Consider the following 16,444-nt stretch of genomic DNA (forward strand, 5'->3'; position numbering starts at 1 on the left):
CCCCTGGTGTGGGCCGGTCCGGTCATGCGACGGGGAAGCGCAGCACGCCGTGCAGGACCGCCGAGCGCATGCGGTGCAGTACCTCGGCGTTCGTGCGCAGGGCGGGCCGGAGTGCGGCCAGGGCGCGGACCGCGGCCTCGGTCTGGACGCGGACCAGCGCGTCGGTGACCGGGGCGGCGGGACCGCCGAGGAGGGTGAGCGACCGGTCGCCGTCACCGCGGCCGGGCGTGAAGGCGTCCGGGTCGGCGAAGGCCTCCGGGTCCCGGTTGGCCGCGTCGACGAGCACCACCACACGGCGGCCCTCCTCGATCGTCTTGCCGTCGAACTCGACCTGCTCGCGGGCGATACGGCTCTCGAACCGCAGCGGCGGAGCCAGCCGCAGGGCCTCCCGGACCGCGGCCGGGGCCGCCTCGGGGTCCTGCCCGATCCGCTGCCACTGCTCCGGGTGCGCCAGCAGCACCTCGACGGCGTTGCACACAGCGGTCGCGGTGACCTCGACGCCCACCACGACGGCGAGCGTGCCGACGGCGACCGCGTCCTCGGGCGACAGACCGGCGAGGCCGGTGGCACGGCCGGCCTCCACCAGGCCGGTCAGCTCGTCGGACAGGCCCGACACGGCCGTGAGCAGCGCCCGGGCGGTCCCCAGCTGCTGCGGGCAGTGGCCGGCGTCCAGGGCGGTGGCGAGACCCGCGTGCAGTTCGGGCAGGCGCTCGCGGGTCTCGTCGGGCAGGCCGAGCACATCGGCCACCACCCGCAGGGCGGCGGGGACGGCGAAGTCCCGGTACAGGTCGAACCGTTCGCCCGCCGCGGCGAGCGTCTCGCGGTAGGCCGCCTCGATCTGAGGCGCCCGCGCCGCGAGCGCCTCGGCCGACAGCAGCGGCGCGGATACCTCGGCGAGCTCGGCGTACGCGGCCGGGTCGAGGTTGAGGCGGGCGTCGTCGAGCGGGACGACATGGCACAGCCGGGGGTTCTCCCAGACGTCGACGCCCGGGTGGGACTGCGGCCCCTCCTCGGCGTGGCGCGGGGAGAACCGCGGGTCGCCGAGGATGCGGGCGCCCAGTTCGCGGCTCGCGGTGACCCACGCGCCGACGCTGCTCTCGTGCAGGCCCTGTTCGCGGGCGCGGGCCCCGTGGTCGAGCGGGTCGTCGTCACCGGCGCGCAGGATCATGGCGAAGGGGTCGCCCTGGGCGCCGAAGATGAACTGCACGCCTCGGATGGTCAGCAGATGCCGGCCCAACTCGCTGTTGGTCTGATCGGTCAGCATGACACCGTCCTCGAGAGAAGAAGGGTGAAGAGGGAAGAAGAAGGGGCGAAAGCGCCACCGGCGACGCTAGGCCGCGTGCCTACAAAGGCACTCGACACGCACTACACGCGCTACACGCCCAGGGCCCCGGCGGCGGCGCGTACGGCGGCCATGTCCTGGTCGGCCGTACCGGGCCGGGCCGGGAGCAGGGGGACGACGGACGAGCGGCCGGACCGCACGGCCGGGTGGCGGCGGGCCAGCTGGGACAGTCCCTGGCCCGGACCGGCCTCGACGAGCACAAGGTCCCCTTCCGCGAGGAGCGCGTCGAGGGCGGGCCAGAAGAGCACCGGCGCGACGGGGTGACGGGACCAGAACGCCGGGTCCTTGGTCTCCGCGGGGGTCAGGAACCGGGCCGTGTATCCGGACATCACCGGGATGCGGGTCTCGCCGACGGGCAGCGCGGCGATCCGCTCGCCTGCCCCGCGCATGGCCGGGGCCAGGGACGGGCTGTGGAACGCCGTGGAGGCCGGCACGCGCTGGAGCACGAACCCGGCGTCGGCGAGTGCCGCCGTGACCTCGCGCAGCGGGTCGTCGAGGCCGGCGAGGACCGTCTGGCGCAGGGCGTTGACGGCGCCGACGACCACGCCGTCGGTGAGGAAGGGCGCCACCTCGTCCTGGGTGGCCGCGACGGCGGCCATCCCGCCGGGCGGCGCCTGTGCCAGCCGTCCGACGCGGTCGTGGACCAGGGCGGCGGCGTCCCGCAGCGTGAAGACCCGGGAGAGGACCGCGGCCGCCACTTCGCCGATGCTGTGCCCGAGCAGGGCGACGGGCCGTACGCCCCAGTCGAGGACGAGCCGCCCGAGGGCGTAGTCGACCGCGAACAGCAGCGGCTGGGAGCGCGTGACGTGGTCCATCACCGCGGTGTCGGCCGTGCCCAGCCAGTCCTCGCGCAGCCCGGCGCTGTGGCCGCCGAGGTCCGTCAGCGCGGTCAGGGCCTCGTCCATCGCCTCGGCGAAGACGGGCTCGGCGTCCAGGAGTCCGGCGGCCATGCGCAGATGCTGCGAGCCCTGGCCGGGCAGCAGCAGGGCGACCGGTCGGGCGGTGCCGTTCATCGGTCCCTCCAGGGAGGCGTGTTCAGGATCTCGACCACGGCGCAGGACCAGCTGAAGCCGGCGCCGACGCCGAAGAGCAGGCACGTGTCACCGGGCCCGAGCGCCCCGGCGGTGACCAGGTGGTCGAGTCCGGCGAAGGGGTCTCCGGCGCCCAGGTGCCCGATCGTCCGGCTCCAGGACCAGGTGGTGCGCTCGGGGTCGATGCCGAACTTGGCGAAGTAGGCGACGTGCAGCCTGCGGTGGCCGAGGTGCGGCAGCACGAACCGGTCGATGTCCGCGAGGCCGAGCCCAGCGTCGGCGAGCGCCTGCTTGACGACGGACTCCTGCGCGGCGGCGACCCGGGCGACGGTCGGGGCCACTCCGTGGCGGGCCAGGAAGTCCCGCTTGTGCGCCTCCAGATCGACGACCTCGCGGTGGCTGAACGGGGCGGGGCCGAACGGGTCGTCGCCGCGGTGCATGCCCTCCAGGTCGGGCGCGGAGACGGTCGCGACGCTGCGGACCCGGGCGAAACCGGAGTGCCGCGAGAGAACGAGGGCGGTGCCGCCGTCGCCGTAGACGGTTCCGGGGTCGCTGCGCCACCGGTCGAAGCCCGGCGGGCAGAACCGGTCGCCGGTGGTCACCAGGGCCGCGACCCGGGCGGGGTCGGCGGCCAGGTAGGCCCAGGCCAGATCGAGGGCCGCCATGCCGCCGTTGGAGACCTGCCGGACCTCCAGCGCGGGGCACTGGTTGCCGACGGCGGTCCGCTGGACGTAGGAGGCGGGGGCCCACAGGTCGAAGCCCTGGTAGTAGAAGCTGGCGTGCAGCACCAGGTCGATGTCGCCCGGTTCGGCGGCGGCCCGCTCCAGCGCGGTCCGGGCGGCCCGAGCCGCCATCTCGGGAGCGGGCTCCCCCGCGGAGACCGTCACCGACTCCATCCGTGTGGAGCGGGCGACGGCGGCGTCGCACCGCCCGTCCGCGACCGCGTCCGCGACGCGTTCGACCGGCGGCAGCCAGGTCCCGGTCGCCCGGATGTACAGCTCGCCGCCGTTCATGCCGCCACCCTCTCCCCGGACGGGGACGCCAGGGCATCGGCGGACGTGAAGCGCTCGTCCGCGACCGCGTCCGCCACCCGCTCGACGGGCGGCAGCCAGGTCCCGGTCGCCCGGATGTACAGCTCGCCGCCGTTCACGCCGCCACCTTCCGCCCGGACCCCGCGATCGCTGCGGCGGGCGCGGGGGCCCGTACGACCATGGCGCTGTTGAAGCCGTGGTGGCCGCGGGCCAGGACCAGGGCCGCGGTGCCGGTGACCGGCCGGGGCCGGCCGACGACGAGGTCGAGGCCGTAGGCGTCGGGAACCCGGGTGACGTTGACCGTGGGCGGGGCGAGCCCGTCGCGCAGGGTCAGCAAGGCGGTCACCACGTCCAGCGGACCGGCGCCCGAGTAGAGCCGGCCGGTGGCCGTCTTGGGCACGGTGACCGGGACTCCGCCCGCCCCGAAGACCGCGGTCAGCGCCTCTGCCTCGGCCGCGTCGAGTTCGGGCACGCCCGCGCCGTCGGCGAACACGACGGCGATGTCCCGCGGATCGGCTCCGGCGTCGGCGAGCGCCTGCTCGATCGCCCGCCGCAGGGTCGGGGGCCGCCCCGACCCGGGGCGCGGATCGAAGGTGGCGCCGAAACCGGCGATCTCGCCGTAGGGGTGACGCCCCCGGGCACGAGCCCCTTCGGCGCTCTCCAGGGTGAGCAGCGCGCCGCCCTCGCCGGGCAGATGACCGGAGGCCCGGTCGTCGAAGGGCAGGTAGGCGTCGGCGGTGAGCCGTCCGCCGGCCAGTTGGGCGGCCATGCCGTACGGGCACAGGGAGCAGTCCATGCCGCCGGAGATCATCAGTTGCGCCCCGGAGCGGATCTGGCGTCCGGCGTGCGCGAGGGCGTCCAGGCCCCCGGCCTGCTCGCCGACGAAGACGCCGGTCGGCCCGTTCATGCCGTGCCGGATGGAGATCTGGCCGGTGTTGACGGCGTAGAACCACGCGAAGGACATGTAGGCGCTGACCTTCTTGGGGGACTCGCCCCACAGGTGCTGCAGTTCGCGCTGGCCGAAGCCGAAGCCGCCGGAGGCGCCGGCCGTGACGACGCCGCGTGCCAGCGACGGCACGGAGTCGAGGTCGATGCCGGCGTCGGCGACGGCCCAGTCGGCCGCGGCCAGGGCGAACTGGGTCATGCGGTCGGTCTGCGGGATCAGCCGGCTGGGCAGGTGCTCGCCCGCCTCGAACCCGGTCACCTCGCCCGCATGCCGCGTGGGATAGCGGGCGGGGTCGAACGCCTGGACGCGCCGGATGCCGTCCTCGCCGCGCAGTGTCGCCGCCCAGTAGGCGTCGAGTCCGATGCCGGTGGGGGCGACCACCCCGATGCCCGTGACCACGACGGGGGTCATGCGGCCCGCCCCTCGGGCCGGCGCAGCACCATGGCGCTCTGGAAGCCGCCGAAGCCGCTGCCCACGGTGAGCGCGGCCGCGATGTCGCGCTCCCTGGCGTGCAGGGGGACGTAGTCCAGGTCGAGTTCGGGGTCGGGGTCGGTCAGGTTCGCGGTGGGCGGGATGACGCCGTGTTCGAGGGCCAGCGCGGTGGCGGCGACCTCGATGGAGCCGATGGCGCCCAGCGAGTGCCCGATCATCGACTTGATGGAGCTGACCGGGACCCGGTGGGCCGCTGCCCCGAGGCTGCGTTTGAGGGCGGCGGTCTCGTGCACGTCGTTCTGCTTGGTGGCGGTGCCATGGGCGTTGACGTAGCCGAGCGCGTCGGGGCCGAGGCGGGCCTCGTCGAGGGCGGCGTCGACGGCGGCGGCCAGCTCGCGTCCGTCGGTGCGCAGACCGGTCATGTGGTACGCGTTGCCGCGGGAGGCGTAGCCGGCGATCTCGGCGTACACATGGGCGCCCCGGGCCCGGGCCGCGGTGAGTTCCTCGAGGACCAGGACGGCGGCGCCCTCGCCGAGGACGAAGCCGTTGCGGGTGCGGTCGAAGGGGCGCAGCGCGGTCGCCGGGTCGTCGTTGCGGGGCGAGGTGGCCCGGATGGCGTCGAAGCAGGCCACGGTGATCGGGGAGATGGGGGCGTCGGTGGCCCCGGCGATCATCACGTCGGCCATGCCCTCGCGGATGAGGGCGACCGCGTGCCCGACCGAGTCGAGGCCGGAGGTGCAGCCGGCCGAGACGACGGTGCAGGGGCCTTCGGCGCCGGCTTCCCAGGCGAGCTCGGCGGCCATGGAGCTGGGCACGAAGTGGTCGTAGAGATGGGCGCCGGCGGCGGTGTGGTCGACCAGCCACTCCTGTCCGCCGCCGCTGAGGGCCAGGTACTCCTCTTCGAGTTTCTGGGTGCAGCCGACCGCGCTGCCGAGGCTGACGCCGGTGCGGTGGGCGGTCTCGGGGTCGGGCTCGAGGCCGCTGTCGGTGACGGCCTCGCGCAGGGCGACCAGGGCGAACTGCGCCGCCCTGTCGAGCCGTTCGGCGTCCTCGGCGCTCAGCCCCTGCTCCGCGGCGTCGAAGTCGCACTCGGCGGCGATCCGGGAGCGGAAGGGGGCCGGGTCGAAGAGGCTGATGGTCCGGGTGGCGGTGCGGCCGCCGGTGATGGTCTGCCAGAACTGCTTGGTGCCGATGCCGCCGGGGGCCACCACGCCGATGCCGGTGATCGCGACCCGCCGGGTCATCGTGCCTCCCCGGTCGCGCTGTGCCGCTCCAGGTAGAGGTTGGAGCTGCTGGTGCTGATCGCCCGCAGCGCCTCGGCGTGCGGCCGGAAGTCGGCCTGGCCGACGGCGGCGCGGAAGGCGGAGACGTCGGACCAGCGGGCGATGTTGACGTAGCTGTGCGGCTTCTCCAGGTGGCGTACGAGCGTGTAGCCGAGGAATCCGGGCTGCCGCTCCATGAAGCGTGCCGTGCGGGCGAAGACGTCCTCGAACTCCTCCGGGGAGGTGCGAAGCGTGAAGCTGTTCACGAAGGTGGCCGGGCCGCCGGAGGCGGGGCCGGGCTGATCGGCTGACATGGGATCGGTGCTCCTCATCGTCCGGGCGTCCGGCGACGCGTACGCCGAGGTCAGACTGAAACCCTCCGGCGCGTGCCTCGCGGCGCCCTAGAAGACGGCTGGATCCCGCCCCCGGTCAGGGGCCCCCGCGCCCCAGCCGCACGGGGATGCCGACGTCCCGCCGCCAGGCGTGGCCGAGTCCGGCGACGGCGGCGATGACGCTCCAGCCGGCCAGCTCACCGCCCTGGTAGTGGACGATGTCGGAGCCGCTGCGCCGGGGCAGGGCCCGGCCCGCGACGATCTCGGCGAGCGGGAGCGGCTCCTGCGGGGTGCCGGCGGGGCGGCCGCCGGGGGGAGCGATGCCGACGTGCCGCACGGCGGGGGCCGATGCGGCCGACGCGGCCGGCGCGGCGGCGGTGTCGGGAGGCCGGGCAGCCGGGCCCCTGTCGGACGAGCCGTCGGCCGGACCCGTGCCGGGCGGCCAGGAAGCCGGGCCCGTATCGGACCGACCGTCGGCCGGACCCGTGCCGGGCGGCCAAGCAGCCGGACCCGTGCCGGACGGCCAGGCAGCCGGGCCCGTATCGGACGAGCCGTCGGCCGGACCCGTGCCGGGCGGCCAAGCAGCCGGACCCGTGCCGGACGGCCAGGCAGCCGGATCCGTATCGGACCGGCCGTCGGCCGGACCCGTGCCGGGCGGCCAGGCAGCCGGGCCCGTGTCGGGTGGCCGGGCGGCCGGACCGGCAGCGCCGCCGAAGGGGCGAAAGCCGATCGCCGGATCGCGGGGGTCACCCGGGGCGGCCGTCGCGACCGTGGCGGTCTGGTCGATCAGGAGCGCTCCGGCCGCGAGCCATTCGGCCCGGACGGGCGGGTGGCCGCCGGTGGTGGCGACGACGTCGGCGCGGGCGGCGGTGGTGCGGGCGTCCTCGGACACGCGCACCCGCAGGCCGGTGCGCAGGGCCGCGGCGGCGGCGAAGTCCCGGGCCCGGTCCGGTTCCCGGCCGACGACGTGCACCTCGGAGAGCGAGGGCAGCGCGTGATGCAGGACGAGCAGACAGGACCAGGCCGCCTCCCCGGTGCCGAAGAGGCCGAGCGTGGCGGGGGCCGGCGGGGCGAGGTACCGCGCGGCGAGTCCGGCGGGGATGGCGCCGCGCCAGCCGTCGAGGGCCCCGGCGTCCACGAGGCCGAGGAGGGACCCATCATCGGCGAGCAGCAGTTCCACGCAGGCGGCGGACAGGTCCGCTCGGGGTTCGAGACGGACGGCGAAGCAGCGGCCGAAGGGGCCGGAAGCGTGCGGTGCGACGGTCAGCCGGCAGCGCGTGGCGGGGAGCAGGACCAGGGTCTCTGGGCCGGGCGCCGGATCCTGGCCGAGGAGCAGTCGCTGTACGTCGGAGAACCGCTCCTCCATGAAGGCCTCGTCGTCGAAGGCGTCGTCCACGTCTTCCGAGGTCAGCATGATCGGCACAGCGATCGTCCTCTCGGGACCGGCATCTTGGGTATGCAAACTTGAGTATCACGGGACGCGTGCCGTCCTCCACCCGATCCCGATCAACGGCCGGAAGGGCTCCCCGTCAGGCGCCCTTCTCCTCCCCCGCCATGACGTAGGCGCCCGCCTCCAGGCGCTCGATCAGCGCCTCGGTCCAGGCGGCCTGACTGGCGGCGCCGTGCTCCCAGAGGCCGAGGAGCTCACGGATGTGGGCACGCTGCGGCCGCTCGCCGGCCGTCTCGTCGACCTTGGCGATCAGCTCCGACTGTTCGGCCGAGAGCGACGCGATGCGTTCCCGCAGCAGACCGATCGCCTCCTCGCGGCTGAGCGCGGGCAGCAGAACGAGCGCCGCGCCCAGCATGTCCGCGCGGTTGTTCCCCTGGCGCAGCGCGTCACGCAGCAGCCGGAAGAACTCCTCGTCGCCCGGCGGCGCGATCTCGTAGTCGACCCGGCCCGGCCAGTCCGGGATGTCGGTCGACTTCAGCAGCCCGTCCTTGGCCAGCTGCCGGAGCGCGTGGTAGATCGATCCGAACTTGATGTGCGCCCATTCGTCGGCACCCCAGGACAGCAGCTCGGAACGGACCAGATAGCCGTGCGCCCGGCCGTGCATGCGCACGACCCCCAGGACGAGCAATCTCGTGGCAGACATCGTCTCCCTGCTGAATCTCCCTCACGGGGGCGGACCGGCACCCGGCGCTCCGCCCATCGGCCGGGCCCCGCCGGCTGATCCCACGGTAGTACATGACCTGCTGTTCTCCGCGAGCGCGGGAGGGAAGGACCGCGCGATACGCCCCGGATCGAGCGCCGCTGCAACGACTCTCGACTCCCGTACGAGGTCACGGTCCGAGGGTGGAGGCCCATCGCAAAGGGTCGTTCGCCGGAACAGGGGTTGGGATGCGGGTACTCTTCACCACCTTCGCCGCCAAGTCGCACATGCATGCCCAGGTGACACTCGCCTGGGCCCTGAAGGCAGCGGGCCACGACGTCAGGATCGCCAGTCATCCCGATCTCGCCGACGAGATCACCAAGACGGGGCTGACCGCCGTCGGCGTCGGGGAGGAACTGCATCTCGACGAGCAGATGCAGGAAACCCAGGAGAACATCGGCCAGGACGTCGACCAGCTGGAGAGCCAGGCGCAGGTCGGTCTCGACATGAGCGAGACCCGGCCCGAGCGGCTCACGCCGGACTACACACTCGGTGTGTTCACGGCCATGACCTCGGTCGTCTTCCAGAACTGCTGCTCGGACCAGATGGTCGACGAGCTGGTGGAGCACTGCCGCTCCTGGAAGCCGGACCTGGTCCTGTGGGACACCATGACCTTCGCCGGCGCGATCGCCGCCATGGCCACCGGGACGGCACACGGCCGGCTGCTGTTCGGGCTCGACCTGGCGGGTCTGATGCGCGAGACCTTCCTCGGGCAGCTGGCCGCGCGGCCGCCGGAGCTGCGGGACGACCCGCTGCGCGAGTGGCTCACCTGGAGCCTGGAGCGGCACGGCGCCTCCTTCGAGGAGGCCGCGGTGACGGGCGACTTCACCGTCTGCCCGCTGCCGGCGTCCATGCGGCTGCCGGTGGACCTGCACTACGTGCCGATGCGGTACGTGCCGTACAACGGGCAGTCCACGGTGCCGCAGTGGCTCCAGGAGCCGCCGCGCAAGGGACGCCGGGTGTGCATCACCCTGGGTGTGGCGCACCGCGAGGTGCTCGGCGCCGACCGGGCCTCCATCGGGGACCTGCTGGAGGCCGTCGCGGGGCTCGAGGACGTCGAGGTCGTCGCCACGCTCAACGAGAAGCAGCTGACGGACTTCGACACCCTGCCGGACAACGTGCGGGCCGTGGACTTCGTCCCGCTCGACGCGCTGCTGCCCACCTGCGACGCGGTGATCCACCACGGCGGGTCCGGCAGCTTCGGCACGGCGATGATCCACGCCGTGCCCCAGCTCATCGTCGTCGACGGCGTCTGGGACACCATCAACAAGTCCCGCTACCTGGAAGAGCGCCAGGCCGGGCTCTTTGTGCCGGGCAAGCTCAGCGCGAAGGGACTGCGCGAGCTGCTCGTCCGTCTGCTCGAGGAGCCGGTCTTCAAGCGCAACGCCGAGGCCCTGCGGCGTGAGGCGCTCGCCGCACCCGCCCCCGCGCAGGTCGTCCCCACGCTGGAGCGCCTGGCCGTCGAGCACCGCCGCCGGTGACCGGCGCGCCGCACCCGCACACGCCCGGGCCGCCGGCCCTGCCGTACCCGACTACCTCCCGGACGGTGAACCAAGCGATGCAGTTCCGTAAGCTCAAGGTCGAGGGGGCGTACGAGTTCACCCCCCGCCAGTTCCGCGACCACCGCGGGCTGTTCGTCTCGCCCTTCCAGCTCGACGCGTTCCAGCAGGCCCTGGGGCGGCCGCACTTCCCGGTGGCGCAGACCAACCACAGCCTCTCCCGGCGCGGCACGATCCGCGGCATCCACTTCACCGTCACGCCGCCCGGCACCGCGAAGTACGTGTACTGCGCGCGCGGCCGGGCCCTCGACATCGTGGTCGACCTGCGGGTCGGCTCGCCCACCTTCCGGCAGTGGGACGCGGTCGAGATGGACCAGGTCCACTTCCGCGCCTCGTACTTCCCGGTCGGCGTCGGCCACGCCTTCGTCGCGCTCGAGGACGAAACCGTCATGTCGTATCTGCTGACGGGCCCTTACGTGGCCGAGAACGAGCTCGCCGTCGACGTCTTCGACAAGGACCTGGGCGTGCGGATCCCCTCCGGCCCGGACACGGTGCAGTCGGAGCGGGACGCCGCCGCGCTGTCCTTCGCCTCGGCCCGGGCCCAGGGCCTGCTGCCCGACTACGCCGAGTCCCTGGCGGTCGAGGAGGCCCTGTGGCAGCCCTCCGGCATCGGCGCCACGCGCTGAGCCCGGCGATGTCCACCACCACACAGGGCGGGCCGGCCGCCGGGACCGTGGCCGTGCTGGGCTCCACCGGATGCGTCGGCCGCAGCCTCTGCGACGAACTGCTGCGGACCGGGCACCAGGTGCTCGCGGTGGCCCGGAACCCGGCCCCGCACACCCGAGCGGACGCCTTCGTCCCCCTCGATGTCGCCGCCGCCGCGCCGGAGGAGCTCGCGGCGCTCCTCGACCGGCACGGCGTCGGCACCGTCATCAACGCCACCGGCGGCTGGGGCACCACCGTCGAGGAGATGCGCAGCGCCCACATCGATCTCGTGGAGCGCCTGGTCGAGGGGTGCGCCGCGACCTCCCGGCGGCTGCGGATCGTCCAGATGGGATCGATCCACGAGTACGGGCCCGTGCCCGACGGGGTCCGCATCGACGAACAGCGCGAGCCCGGACCGCTGACCCCGTACGGGCTGACCAAGCGCACCGGCTCCGAACATCTGCTCGCCCAGACCCGGGCGGGCCGGGTGGACGGGGTCGTGCTGCGCGCGGTCAACGTCTGCGGACCGCACACCCCGACGGCCAGCTTCCTCGGTGCCGTCGTGGCCCGGCTGCGCGCCCTCGGACCCGGCGAGGTGATCGGTCTCGACGTCGCCGACGCCCGGCGGGACTTCGTCGACGTACGGGATCTGGCCCGGGCGGCCGTCGCCGCGGTGCACGCGCCCGTCACCGGCCTGGTCGTGAACATCGGGCGCGGCGAGGCGGTGCCGATGCGCGACCTGGTCGACGCCCTGTTCGACGCGGCCGGTGTGGACGCCGCGTCGGCGAAGCTCAACTCCGCCGAGGTCGCCAGCAAGGGCGGCGGCTGGACCTGCGCGGACATCCGGTTCGCCGCCCAGGTGCTCGGCTGGCGGCCCACGATCCCGCTCGGCGAGTCCGTCCGGGCGATGTGGGAAGCGTCAGCGGACACCACCTCCCTGGAGGTCTCATGAGCGACACCCCTGCCCCCTCTTCCGCCGCGACGCGAGATCCCGCCGAGCGGCGGATCGACGATTCGGCCCGGCTGCGGACCGGTCCCCTCGGCGACCTCTCCGACTTCACGGACTGGTTCGCCGACTACGGCCGGCGGGCCTACACCCATGTCGACAAGGTCCCCCTGCACGCCCTCGAGGGCTGGGAGACCGACCCCGGCACCGGCGATCTGCGCCACCACACGGGCCGGTTCTTCACCGTGCACGGGCTGGAGGTCAGCAACCCGGGCGCGCCGGTGGCGCGGTGGACCCAGCCGATCATCAACCAGCCGGAGATCGGCATCCTCGGCATTCTCACCGCCCCGATCGACGGGGTGCTGCACTGCCTGATGCAGGCGAAGGTCGAGCCGGGCAACGCCGAGGGGCTCCAGCTCTCCCCGACCGTCCAGGCGACCCGCAGCAACTACACCCGGGTCCACCAGGGGCGCGCGGTGCCGTATCTCGAGCACTTCATGGACATCCACAGCCGTCCCGGAGTGCTCGCCGACGTACGGCAGTCCGAGCAGGGGTCCTGGTTCTACCGCAAGCGCAACCGCAACGTGGTCGTCGAACTGCCCGAGCCAGTGGAGGCCCTCGACGGGTACCGCTGGATGACGCTGGGCCAGATCCACGAGCTGCTGGGGCGCCGGGACACGGTCAACATGGACGCCCGGACCGTGCTGTCGTGCCTGCCGTTCACCGGTCCGGACGTCGAGCAGCCGGACGGGGACGACTTCCGGTCCGCGCTGCTGCGCTCGGGCGACCCCGGGGCGGTGAGCGTACACAGCGCGGCGGAGATCCTCGGCTGGATCACCGACCGGCGTACCAGCAGCGACATCGCGGTCCGCCGGGTCGCGCTCGGCGAGCTGCGCGACTGGAGCCGCACCGACGAACGCATCCGCCACGACGCGGGCACCTTCTTCGACGTCATCGGGGTGCGGGTCGACGCCGGCGGCCGTGAGGTCCACCGGTGGAGCCAGCCGATGATCGAACCGGTGGGGCAGGGCGTCATCGCCTTCCTTGTCCGGCGTTTCGAGGGGGTGCTGCACGTCCTCGTGCACGCGCGCGTGGAGCCGGGCTTCGCGGACGTGGTGGAGCTGGGCCCCACCGTGCAGTGCGTCGCGGAGAGCCACGCGCAGTTGCCCGGTGGGACCGCGCCGCCCTTCCTCGACGAGGTGCTGGGGGCTCCCGGGGAACGGGTCCGGTTCGACACGGTGCTCTCCGAGGAGGGCGGCCGCTTCTTCCACGCGCTCAACCGCTACCTGATCGTGGAGACCGACCAGGACGTGCCCCGCGACCACCCCGACCACCGCTGGATGACGCTGCACCAGCTGTCGGACCTGCTGCGGCACAGCCACTACGTCAACGTCCAGGCCCGCAGCCTGATCGCCTGCCTGCACAGCCTGTACCACGCGGGCTGACGGCAGGCCCCCTGAAACGCCGTGTCCCGGTGAGGCGGACCGCCTCACCGGGACACGGCGTTTAGCACCGGGGCAGGGCGTCACAGGCCGGCGATCACCTCGCGCAGCGCCTCGATCACCTTCTCCTGGACGTGCGGCGGCAGCGAGGGGTACATCGGCAGCGAGAAGATCTCCTTCGCCAGCCGCTCGGTGACCGGCAGATCGCCCTCGTGGTAGCCGAGGTGCGCGAAGCCGGACATCGTGTGCACGGGCCAGGGGTAGCTGATGTTCAGCTCGATGTCGTACGCCTTGAGCCGCTCGATGATCCGGTCCCGCTGGGGGTGGCGGACCACGTGGACGTAGTGGACGTGATCATTGCCCACCGCGTTCTCGGGCAGGACCAGGCCGGTGTCCCCCAGGCCTTCCGCGTAGCGTCGCGCCACGCGCCGCCGGCCCTCGACGTAGGTGTCGAGGCGCCGTAGCTTGCGGCGGAGGATCTCGGCCTGGACCTCGTCGAGGCGGCTGTTGTGCCCGGGAGTCTGGACAACGTAGTACCTGTCCTCCATGCCGTAGTAGCGCAGCCGGCGCAGCTCCGCGTCGGTGCCGGCGTCGTGGGTGACCACCGCGCCGCCGTCGCCGTACGCCCCGAGGACCTTCGTCGGGTAGAAGGAGAAGGCCGCGGCGTCGCCCATGGTCCCGGCGAGCCGGCCGTGGTGGCGGGCGCCGTGGGCCTGGGCGCAGTCCTCCAGGACCTTCAGGCCGTGGCGCTGGGCGAAGGCGGTCACCGCGGCCATGTCGACGCACTGCCCGTACAGGTGCACCGGCACGATCGCCGTGGTCCGCTCGGTGAGCGCGTCCTCGAGCAGGTCGGTGCGCATGAGGTAGTCCTCCTCGCGCACGTCGACGAAGACCGGCCTGGCTCCCACGGCGTCGATGGCCAGGACCGTGGGGGCGGCCGTGTTGGACACCGTGAGCACGTCGTCGCCCGGCTTCACGCCGAGCGCTTGGAGGCCGAGGACTATGGCGTTGGTGCCGTTGTCGACACCGACGCAGTGCGGCTGCCCGTGGTAGGCGGCGAACTCCTGCTCGAAGCCGGAGACGCTCTGTCCGAGGACGAGCTGACCGGACTGGAACACCGTGTCGACGGCGTCGAGGAGTTCCTCACGCTCCTCGGCGTACTCCCGCAGATAGTCCCAGACGTAGGTGGTCATCGTCCGGACACCTCCCGCTCCTTGACTCCGGTGAAGAGCCCGCGGCCGGTCGGCGGGCCCGGCTGGTACGTGACGGAGCAGCCGGCGTCCTTGAACGCCTGCTCGTACTCATCGCGCGTGAACAGGGTCAGTACGTCGATCTCGGTGAAGGTCCGGATGCCCGACGGCTCGCCGACGAGGAATTGGACCTCCATCCGGGTCGCGCGTCCCTGGAGGGTGGAGTGGGAGATCCGGGCAACGGTCCGATCGCCCTCGCGGGCCAGGTCCCCGGCCACGAACCCCTCCTTGAACTGCTCGGGGAACCACCAGGGTTCGATGACCAGCGCGCCGCCCGGTTCGAGGTGACGGGCCATCGAGGCCACGGCGGAGCGCATCTCCTCGACGCTGCCCAGATAGCCGATGGCGCAGAACATGCAGGTGACGACGGAGTACCGGCGGCCGAGGTCGAAGTCGCGCATGTCGCCCTCGTGGATGGTCAGACCGGGCCACCGCTCGAGCGCCAGATCACGCATCGGCGCCGCGATCTCCAGGCCCTCCGCCGTGGCGAAGAGCTTGCTGAAGGGGCCGAGATGGGCGGCGGTGCCACAGGCCACGTCGAGCAGCGTGTCGGCGCCCGGGGCGTGCCCGCGGGCCACGGCCGCGATGTCCTCGGCCTCCGCCGCCCAGTCCTTGCCCCGGCTGCGGTACACCGTCTCGTAGACCTCGGCGAGGTCGGTGCTGTACATGGTTTCTCCTCGGGTCAGGGGCTGGTCAGGGGGGCCTGGTCGTCGACGAGGGCGACCGCGCGCGCCCAGCCGGCCCCGGCGCCGGCGATCTTCACCGGGAAGCAGGCCACCTGGAAGCCGTACGGTGCGGGCAGCTGCTCGAGGCCCGCGAGCCGCTCGATCTGGCAGTACTCCCGGTGGCGTCCGGCGACATGGGCCGGCCAGAGCACGGCGGGGTCCCCGGTCCGCCGGTACTCGGCGATGATCGTGGTGAACGGCGCGTCCAGGCTGAACGCGTCGGTGCCGACCACCCGGATGCCCGCGTCGAGCAGGAAGGCGATGGCACTCGCGTCGAGACCGACGAAGTCGGTGAAGTACCGGCTCGTGCCGGACCACGCGGAGGCGCCGGTGTCGAGGAGCACGATGTCGGACGGGGCGAGCGTGTAGCCGATCCGGTCCAGCTCCTTGCGCAGGTCCGCCGCGTCGACCACACCGGCCTCGCGGCCCCGGACGTCCAGGACGACTCCGGGGGCGAGGAACCACTCCAGCGGCATCGCGTCGATGTGCCGGGGCACGCCGGTGCCGTACGTCGTCCGGGAGCCGTAGTGCGAGGGCGCGTCGACATGCGTGCCGGTGTGGGTGGTCAGACTCAGCCGGTCCAGCGAGAGGAACTCGCCGTCCGGCAGATCGTCGGGGTCGAACTCGATGTCGAAGTGGCGCCGCATCTCGTCGCGCATGTGCAGCGCGCCCTCGCGTGGGGACATCACCTCGTGGACCACGGGGTCCGGTTCGAACGAGCCGGCGTCCACCGGCGAGGACAGGTCAATGATGCGCACGGTCACCTCCTGGACGACCCAGCCAGCCTGGCCGCAGCCGCTCGGAAGGCATTGGAAGACCGCTCGACGACCGCACGGCCCTCTCGAGCGGGATTCGACAGGGGTGCGACAGAGGTACGCCAGGGTCGGGCGTCGAGGACCGACACGCAGGACCGTCGTAGGGGAGGCCGTTCGTGAACAGCACCGATATCCAGCAGTTCTACGCCCGCCATATGCAGTTGCTCGACGGCGGTGCCGCCGAGGCTTGGGCCGGCACGTTCACTCCCGACGCCGTCTTCAAGGCCCCGTCGATGACCGAGCCCGTCCGGGGCCGGGACGGCATCGCCGCCGGGGCGCGGGCGGCGGTCGAGGGGCGGGCCGCCGCCGGGGAGACGCACCGCCACTGGGTGACCATGACGACCGCCCGGAGCACCGGCGACGGGATCGAGACCGTCTCGTACGTGCAGATCCTCGCGACCCCGCGGGGCGGCGCCCCGCGGCTGGAGCTGTCCTGCGTGATGCGCGACCGGCTGGTCCGGCGGGACGGCGAACTGCTCGTGGCCGAGCGGCACATAACCCGGGACGACCGGCCGGCGGACTGACCTCGACCCGGC

General features: G+C 73.3%; 17 protein-coding genes. 5 read left to right on the plus strand and 12 right to left on the minus strand.

Features of this window, described 5'->3' with window-relative positions:
* Positions 1 to 22: 22 nt before the first annotated feature.
* The 9 genes from ACFT32_RS20255 to ACFT32_RS20295 form a co-directional block, all read right to left on the minus strand.
* Positions 23 to 1,264 carry a P450-derived glycosyltransferase activator gene (locus ACFT32_RS20255; RefSeq protein WP_382490941.1) on the minus strand — a complete coding sequence of 414 codons (1,242 nt, stop codon included), beginning with the start codon at positions 1,262 to 1,264 and terminating at the stop codon, positions 23 to 25.
* Positions 1,265 to 1,374: 110 nt separating this feature from the next.
* Positions 1,375 to 2,355 (minus strand): acyltransferase domain-containing protein, encoded by a 981-nt coding sequence (locus ACFT32_RS20260; protein WP_382490944.1) that lies wholly within the window; start codon positions 2,353 to 2,355, stop codon positions 1,375 to 1,377.
* The gene (locus tag ACFT32_RS20265; RefSeq protein WP_382490947.1) at positions 2,352 to 3,386 is read right to left on the minus strand and encodes a ketoacyl-ACP synthase III family protein; all 1,035 of its coding nucleotides are present in this window, start codon (positions 3,384 to 3,386) and stop codon (positions 2,352 to 2,354) included. The genes ACFT32_RS20260 and ACFT32_RS20265 overlap by 4 nt, the downstream gene beginning before the upstream one ends.
* Complete coding sequence (locus ACFT32_RS20270) at positions 3,383 to 3,523, minus strand: hypothetical protein (protein WP_382490950.1); 141 nt, start codon at positions 3,521 to 3,523, stop codon at positions 3,383 to 3,385. Before ACFT32_RS20270 ends, ACFT32_RS20265 begins: the two co-directional genes overlap by 4 nt.
* Entirely contained in the window at positions 3,520 to 4,761 is a 1,242-nt protein-coding gene (locus ACFT32_RS20275; RefSeq protein ID WP_382490952.1) for a ketosynthase chain-length factor, read from the minus strand. The genes ACFT32_RS20270 and ACFT32_RS20275 overlap by 4 nt, the downstream gene beginning before the upstream one ends.
* The gene (locus tag ACFT32_RS20280) at positions 4,758 to 6,026 is read right to left on the minus strand and encodes a beta-ketoacyl-[acyl-carrier-protein] synthase family protein (protein ID WP_382490955.1); all 1,269 of its coding nucleotides are present in this window, start codon (positions 6,024 to 6,026) and stop codon (positions 4,758 to 4,760) included. The genes ACFT32_RS20275 and ACFT32_RS20280 overlap by 4 nt, the downstream gene beginning before the upstream one ends.
* Entirely contained in the window at positions 6,023 to 6,358 is a 336-nt protein-coding gene (locus ACFT32_RS20285; protein WP_382490958.1) for an antibiotic biosynthesis monooxygenase family protein, read from the minus strand. The genes ACFT32_RS20280 and ACFT32_RS20285 overlap by 4 nt, the downstream gene beginning before the upstream one ends.
* A 115-nt stretch (positions 6,359 to 6,473) precedes the next feature.
* On the minus strand, positions 6,474 to 7,790 hold the full coding sequence (locus tag ACFT32_RS20290) for a hypothetical protein (protein ID WP_382490960.1): 1,317 nt from the start codon (positions 7,788 to 7,790) through the stop codon (positions 6,474 to 6,476).
* A gap of 115 nt (positions 7,791 to 7,905) precedes the next feature.
* On the minus strand, positions 7,906 to 8,469 hold the full coding sequence (locus ACFT32_RS20295; RefSeq protein WP_328341777.1) for a PadR family transcriptional regulator: 564 nt from the start codon (positions 8,467 to 8,469) through the stop codon (positions 7,906 to 7,908).
* 245 nt (positions 8,470 to 8,714) lie between these two features.
* Between ACFT32_RS20295 and ACFT32_RS20300 the strand changes: the two genes are divergently transcribed.
* From ACFT32_RS20300 to ACFT32_RS20315, 4 genes are all read left to right on the plus strand, one after another.
* The gene (locus ACFT32_RS20300) at positions 8,715 to 10,007 is read left to right on the plus strand and encodes an activator-dependent family glycosyltransferase (protein WP_382490962.1); all 1,293 of its coding nucleotides are present in this window, start codon (positions 8,715 to 8,717) and stop codon (positions 10,005 to 10,007) included.
* 77 nt (positions 10,008 to 10,084) lie between these two features.
* Positions 10,085 to 10,711 carry a dTDP-4-dehydrorhamnose 3,5-epimerase family protein gene (locus ACFT32_RS20305; RefSeq protein ID WP_382490965.1) on the plus strand — a complete coding sequence of 209 codons (627 nt, stop codon included), beginning with the start codon at positions 10,085 to 10,087 and terminating at the stop codon, positions 10,709 to 10,711.
* On the plus strand, positions 10,678 to 11,682 hold the full coding sequence (locus ACFT32_RS20310; RefSeq protein ID WP_382490967.1) for an NAD-dependent epimerase/dehydratase family protein: 1,005 nt from the start codon (positions 10,678 to 10,680) through the stop codon (positions 11,680 to 11,682). Before ACFT32_RS20305 ends, ACFT32_RS20310 begins: the two co-directional genes overlap by 34 nt.
* Complete coding sequence (locus ACFT32_RS20315; RefSeq protein WP_382490970.1) at positions 11,679 to 13,121, plus strand: NDP-hexose 2,3-dehydratase family protein; 1,443 nt, start codon at positions 11,679 to 11,681, stop codon at positions 13,119 to 13,121. The genes ACFT32_RS20310 and ACFT32_RS20315 overlap by 4 nt, the downstream gene beginning before the upstream one ends.
* Before the next feature lie 80 nt (positions 13,122 to 13,201).
* Here the strand turns inward: ACFT32_RS20315 and ACFT32_RS20320 are convergent, their stop codons facing one another.
* The 3 genes from ACFT32_RS20320 to ACFT32_RS20330 are packed head-to-tail and all read right to left on the minus strand — an operon-like array spanning position 13,202 to position 15,851.
* Positions 13,202 to 14,311 carry a DegT/DnrJ/EryC1/StrS family aminotransferase gene (locus ACFT32_RS20320; protein ID WP_382490972.1) on the minus strand — a complete coding sequence of 370 codons (1,110 nt, stop codon included), beginning with the start codon at positions 14,309 to 14,311 and terminating at the stop codon, positions 13,202 to 13,204.
* Positions 14,308 to 15,036, minus strand: coding sequence for a class I SAM-dependent methyltransferase (locus ACFT32_RS20325; protein WP_382490975.1), 729 nt, complete (start codon positions 15,034 to 15,036; stop codon positions 14,308 to 14,310). The genes ACFT32_RS20320 and ACFT32_RS20325 overlap by 4 nt, the downstream gene beginning before the upstream one ends.
* Positions 15,037 to 15,050: 14 nt before the next feature.
* Positions 15,051 to 15,851, minus strand: coding sequence for a cyclase family protein (locus ACFT32_RS20330; RefSeq protein ID WP_382490978.1), 801 nt, complete (start codon positions 15,849 to 15,851; stop codon positions 15,051 to 15,053).
* 173 nt (positions 15,852 to 16,024) lie between these two features.
* On the opposite strand from ACFT32_RS20330, the gene ACFT32_RS20335 reads away from it, so the two are divergent.
* Positions 16,025 to 16,432: a nuclear transport factor 2 family protein gene (locus ACFT32_RS20335; RefSeq protein ID WP_382490981.1), complete on the plus strand. Its 408-nt coding sequence runs from the start codon at positions 16,025 to 16,027 to the stop codon at positions 16,430 to 16,432.
* Positions 16,433 to 16,444: the final 12 nt, after the last annotated feature.

This window comes from Streptomyces sp. NPDC057002, assembly GCF_042673825.1.
GTDB lineage: Bacteria > Actinomycetota > Actinomycetes > Streptomycetales > Streptomycetaceae > Streptomyces.

What these genes read in the sequence shown, in the direction of transcription:
- ACFT32_RS20255 (WP_382490941.1), bottom strand. Translation starts at nt 1,264, where the DNA reads ATGCTGACCGATCAGACCAACAGCGAGTTGGGCCGGCATCTGCTGACC.
- ACFT32_RS20260 (WP_382490944.1), bottom strand. Translation starts at nt 2,355, where the DNA reads ATGAACGGCACCGCCCGACCGGTCGCCCTGCTGCTGCCCGGCCAGGGC.
- ACFT32_RS20265 (WP_382490947.1), bottom strand. Translation starts at nt 3,386, where the DNA reads ATGAACGGCGGCGAGCTGTACATCCGGGCGACCGGGACCTGGCTGCCG.
- ACFT32_RS20275 (WP_382490952.1), bottom strand. Translation starts at nt 4,761, where the DNA reads ATGACCCCCGTCGTGGTCACGGGCATCGGGGTGGTCGCCCCCACCGGC.
- ACFT32_RS20280 (WP_382490955.1), bottom strand. Translation starts at nt 6,026, where the DNA reads ATGACCCGGCGGGTCGCGATCACCGGCATCGGCGTGGTGGCCCCCGGC.
- ACFT32_RS20285 (WP_382490958.1), bottom strand. Translation starts at nt 6,358, where the DNA reads ATGTCAGCCGATCAGCCCGGCCCCGCCTCCGGCGGCCCGGCCACCTTC.
- ACFT32_RS20290 (WP_382490960.1), bottom strand. Translation starts at nt 7,790, where the DNA reads ATGCTGACCTCGGAAGACGTGGACGACGCCTTCGACGACGAGGCCTTC.
- ACFT32_RS20295 (WP_328341777.1), bottom strand. Translation starts at nt 8,469, where the DNA reads ATGTCTGCCACGAGATTGCTCGTCCTGGGGGTCGTGCGCATGCACGGC.
- ACFT32_RS20300 (WP_382490962.1), top strand. Translation starts at nt 8,715, where the DNA reads ATGCGGGTACTCTTCACCACCTTCGCCGCCAAGTCGCACATGCATGCC.
- ACFT32_RS20305 (WP_382490965.1), top strand. Translation starts at nt 10,085, where the DNA reads ATGCAGTTCCGTAAGCTCAAGGTCGAGGGGGCGTACGAGTTCACCCCC.
- ACFT32_RS20315 (WP_382490970.1), top strand. Translation starts at nt 11,679, where the DNA reads ATGAGCGACACCCCTGCCCCCTCTTCCGCCGCGACGCGAGATCCCGCC.
- ACFT32_RS20320 (WP_382490972.1), bottom strand. Translation starts at nt 14,311, where the DNA reads ATGACCACCTACGTCTGGGACTATCTGCGGGAGTACGCCGAGGAGCGT.
- ACFT32_RS20325 (WP_382490975.1), bottom strand. Translation starts at nt 15,036, where the DNA reads ATGTACAGCACCGACCTCGCCGAGGTCTACGAGACGGTGTACCGCAGC.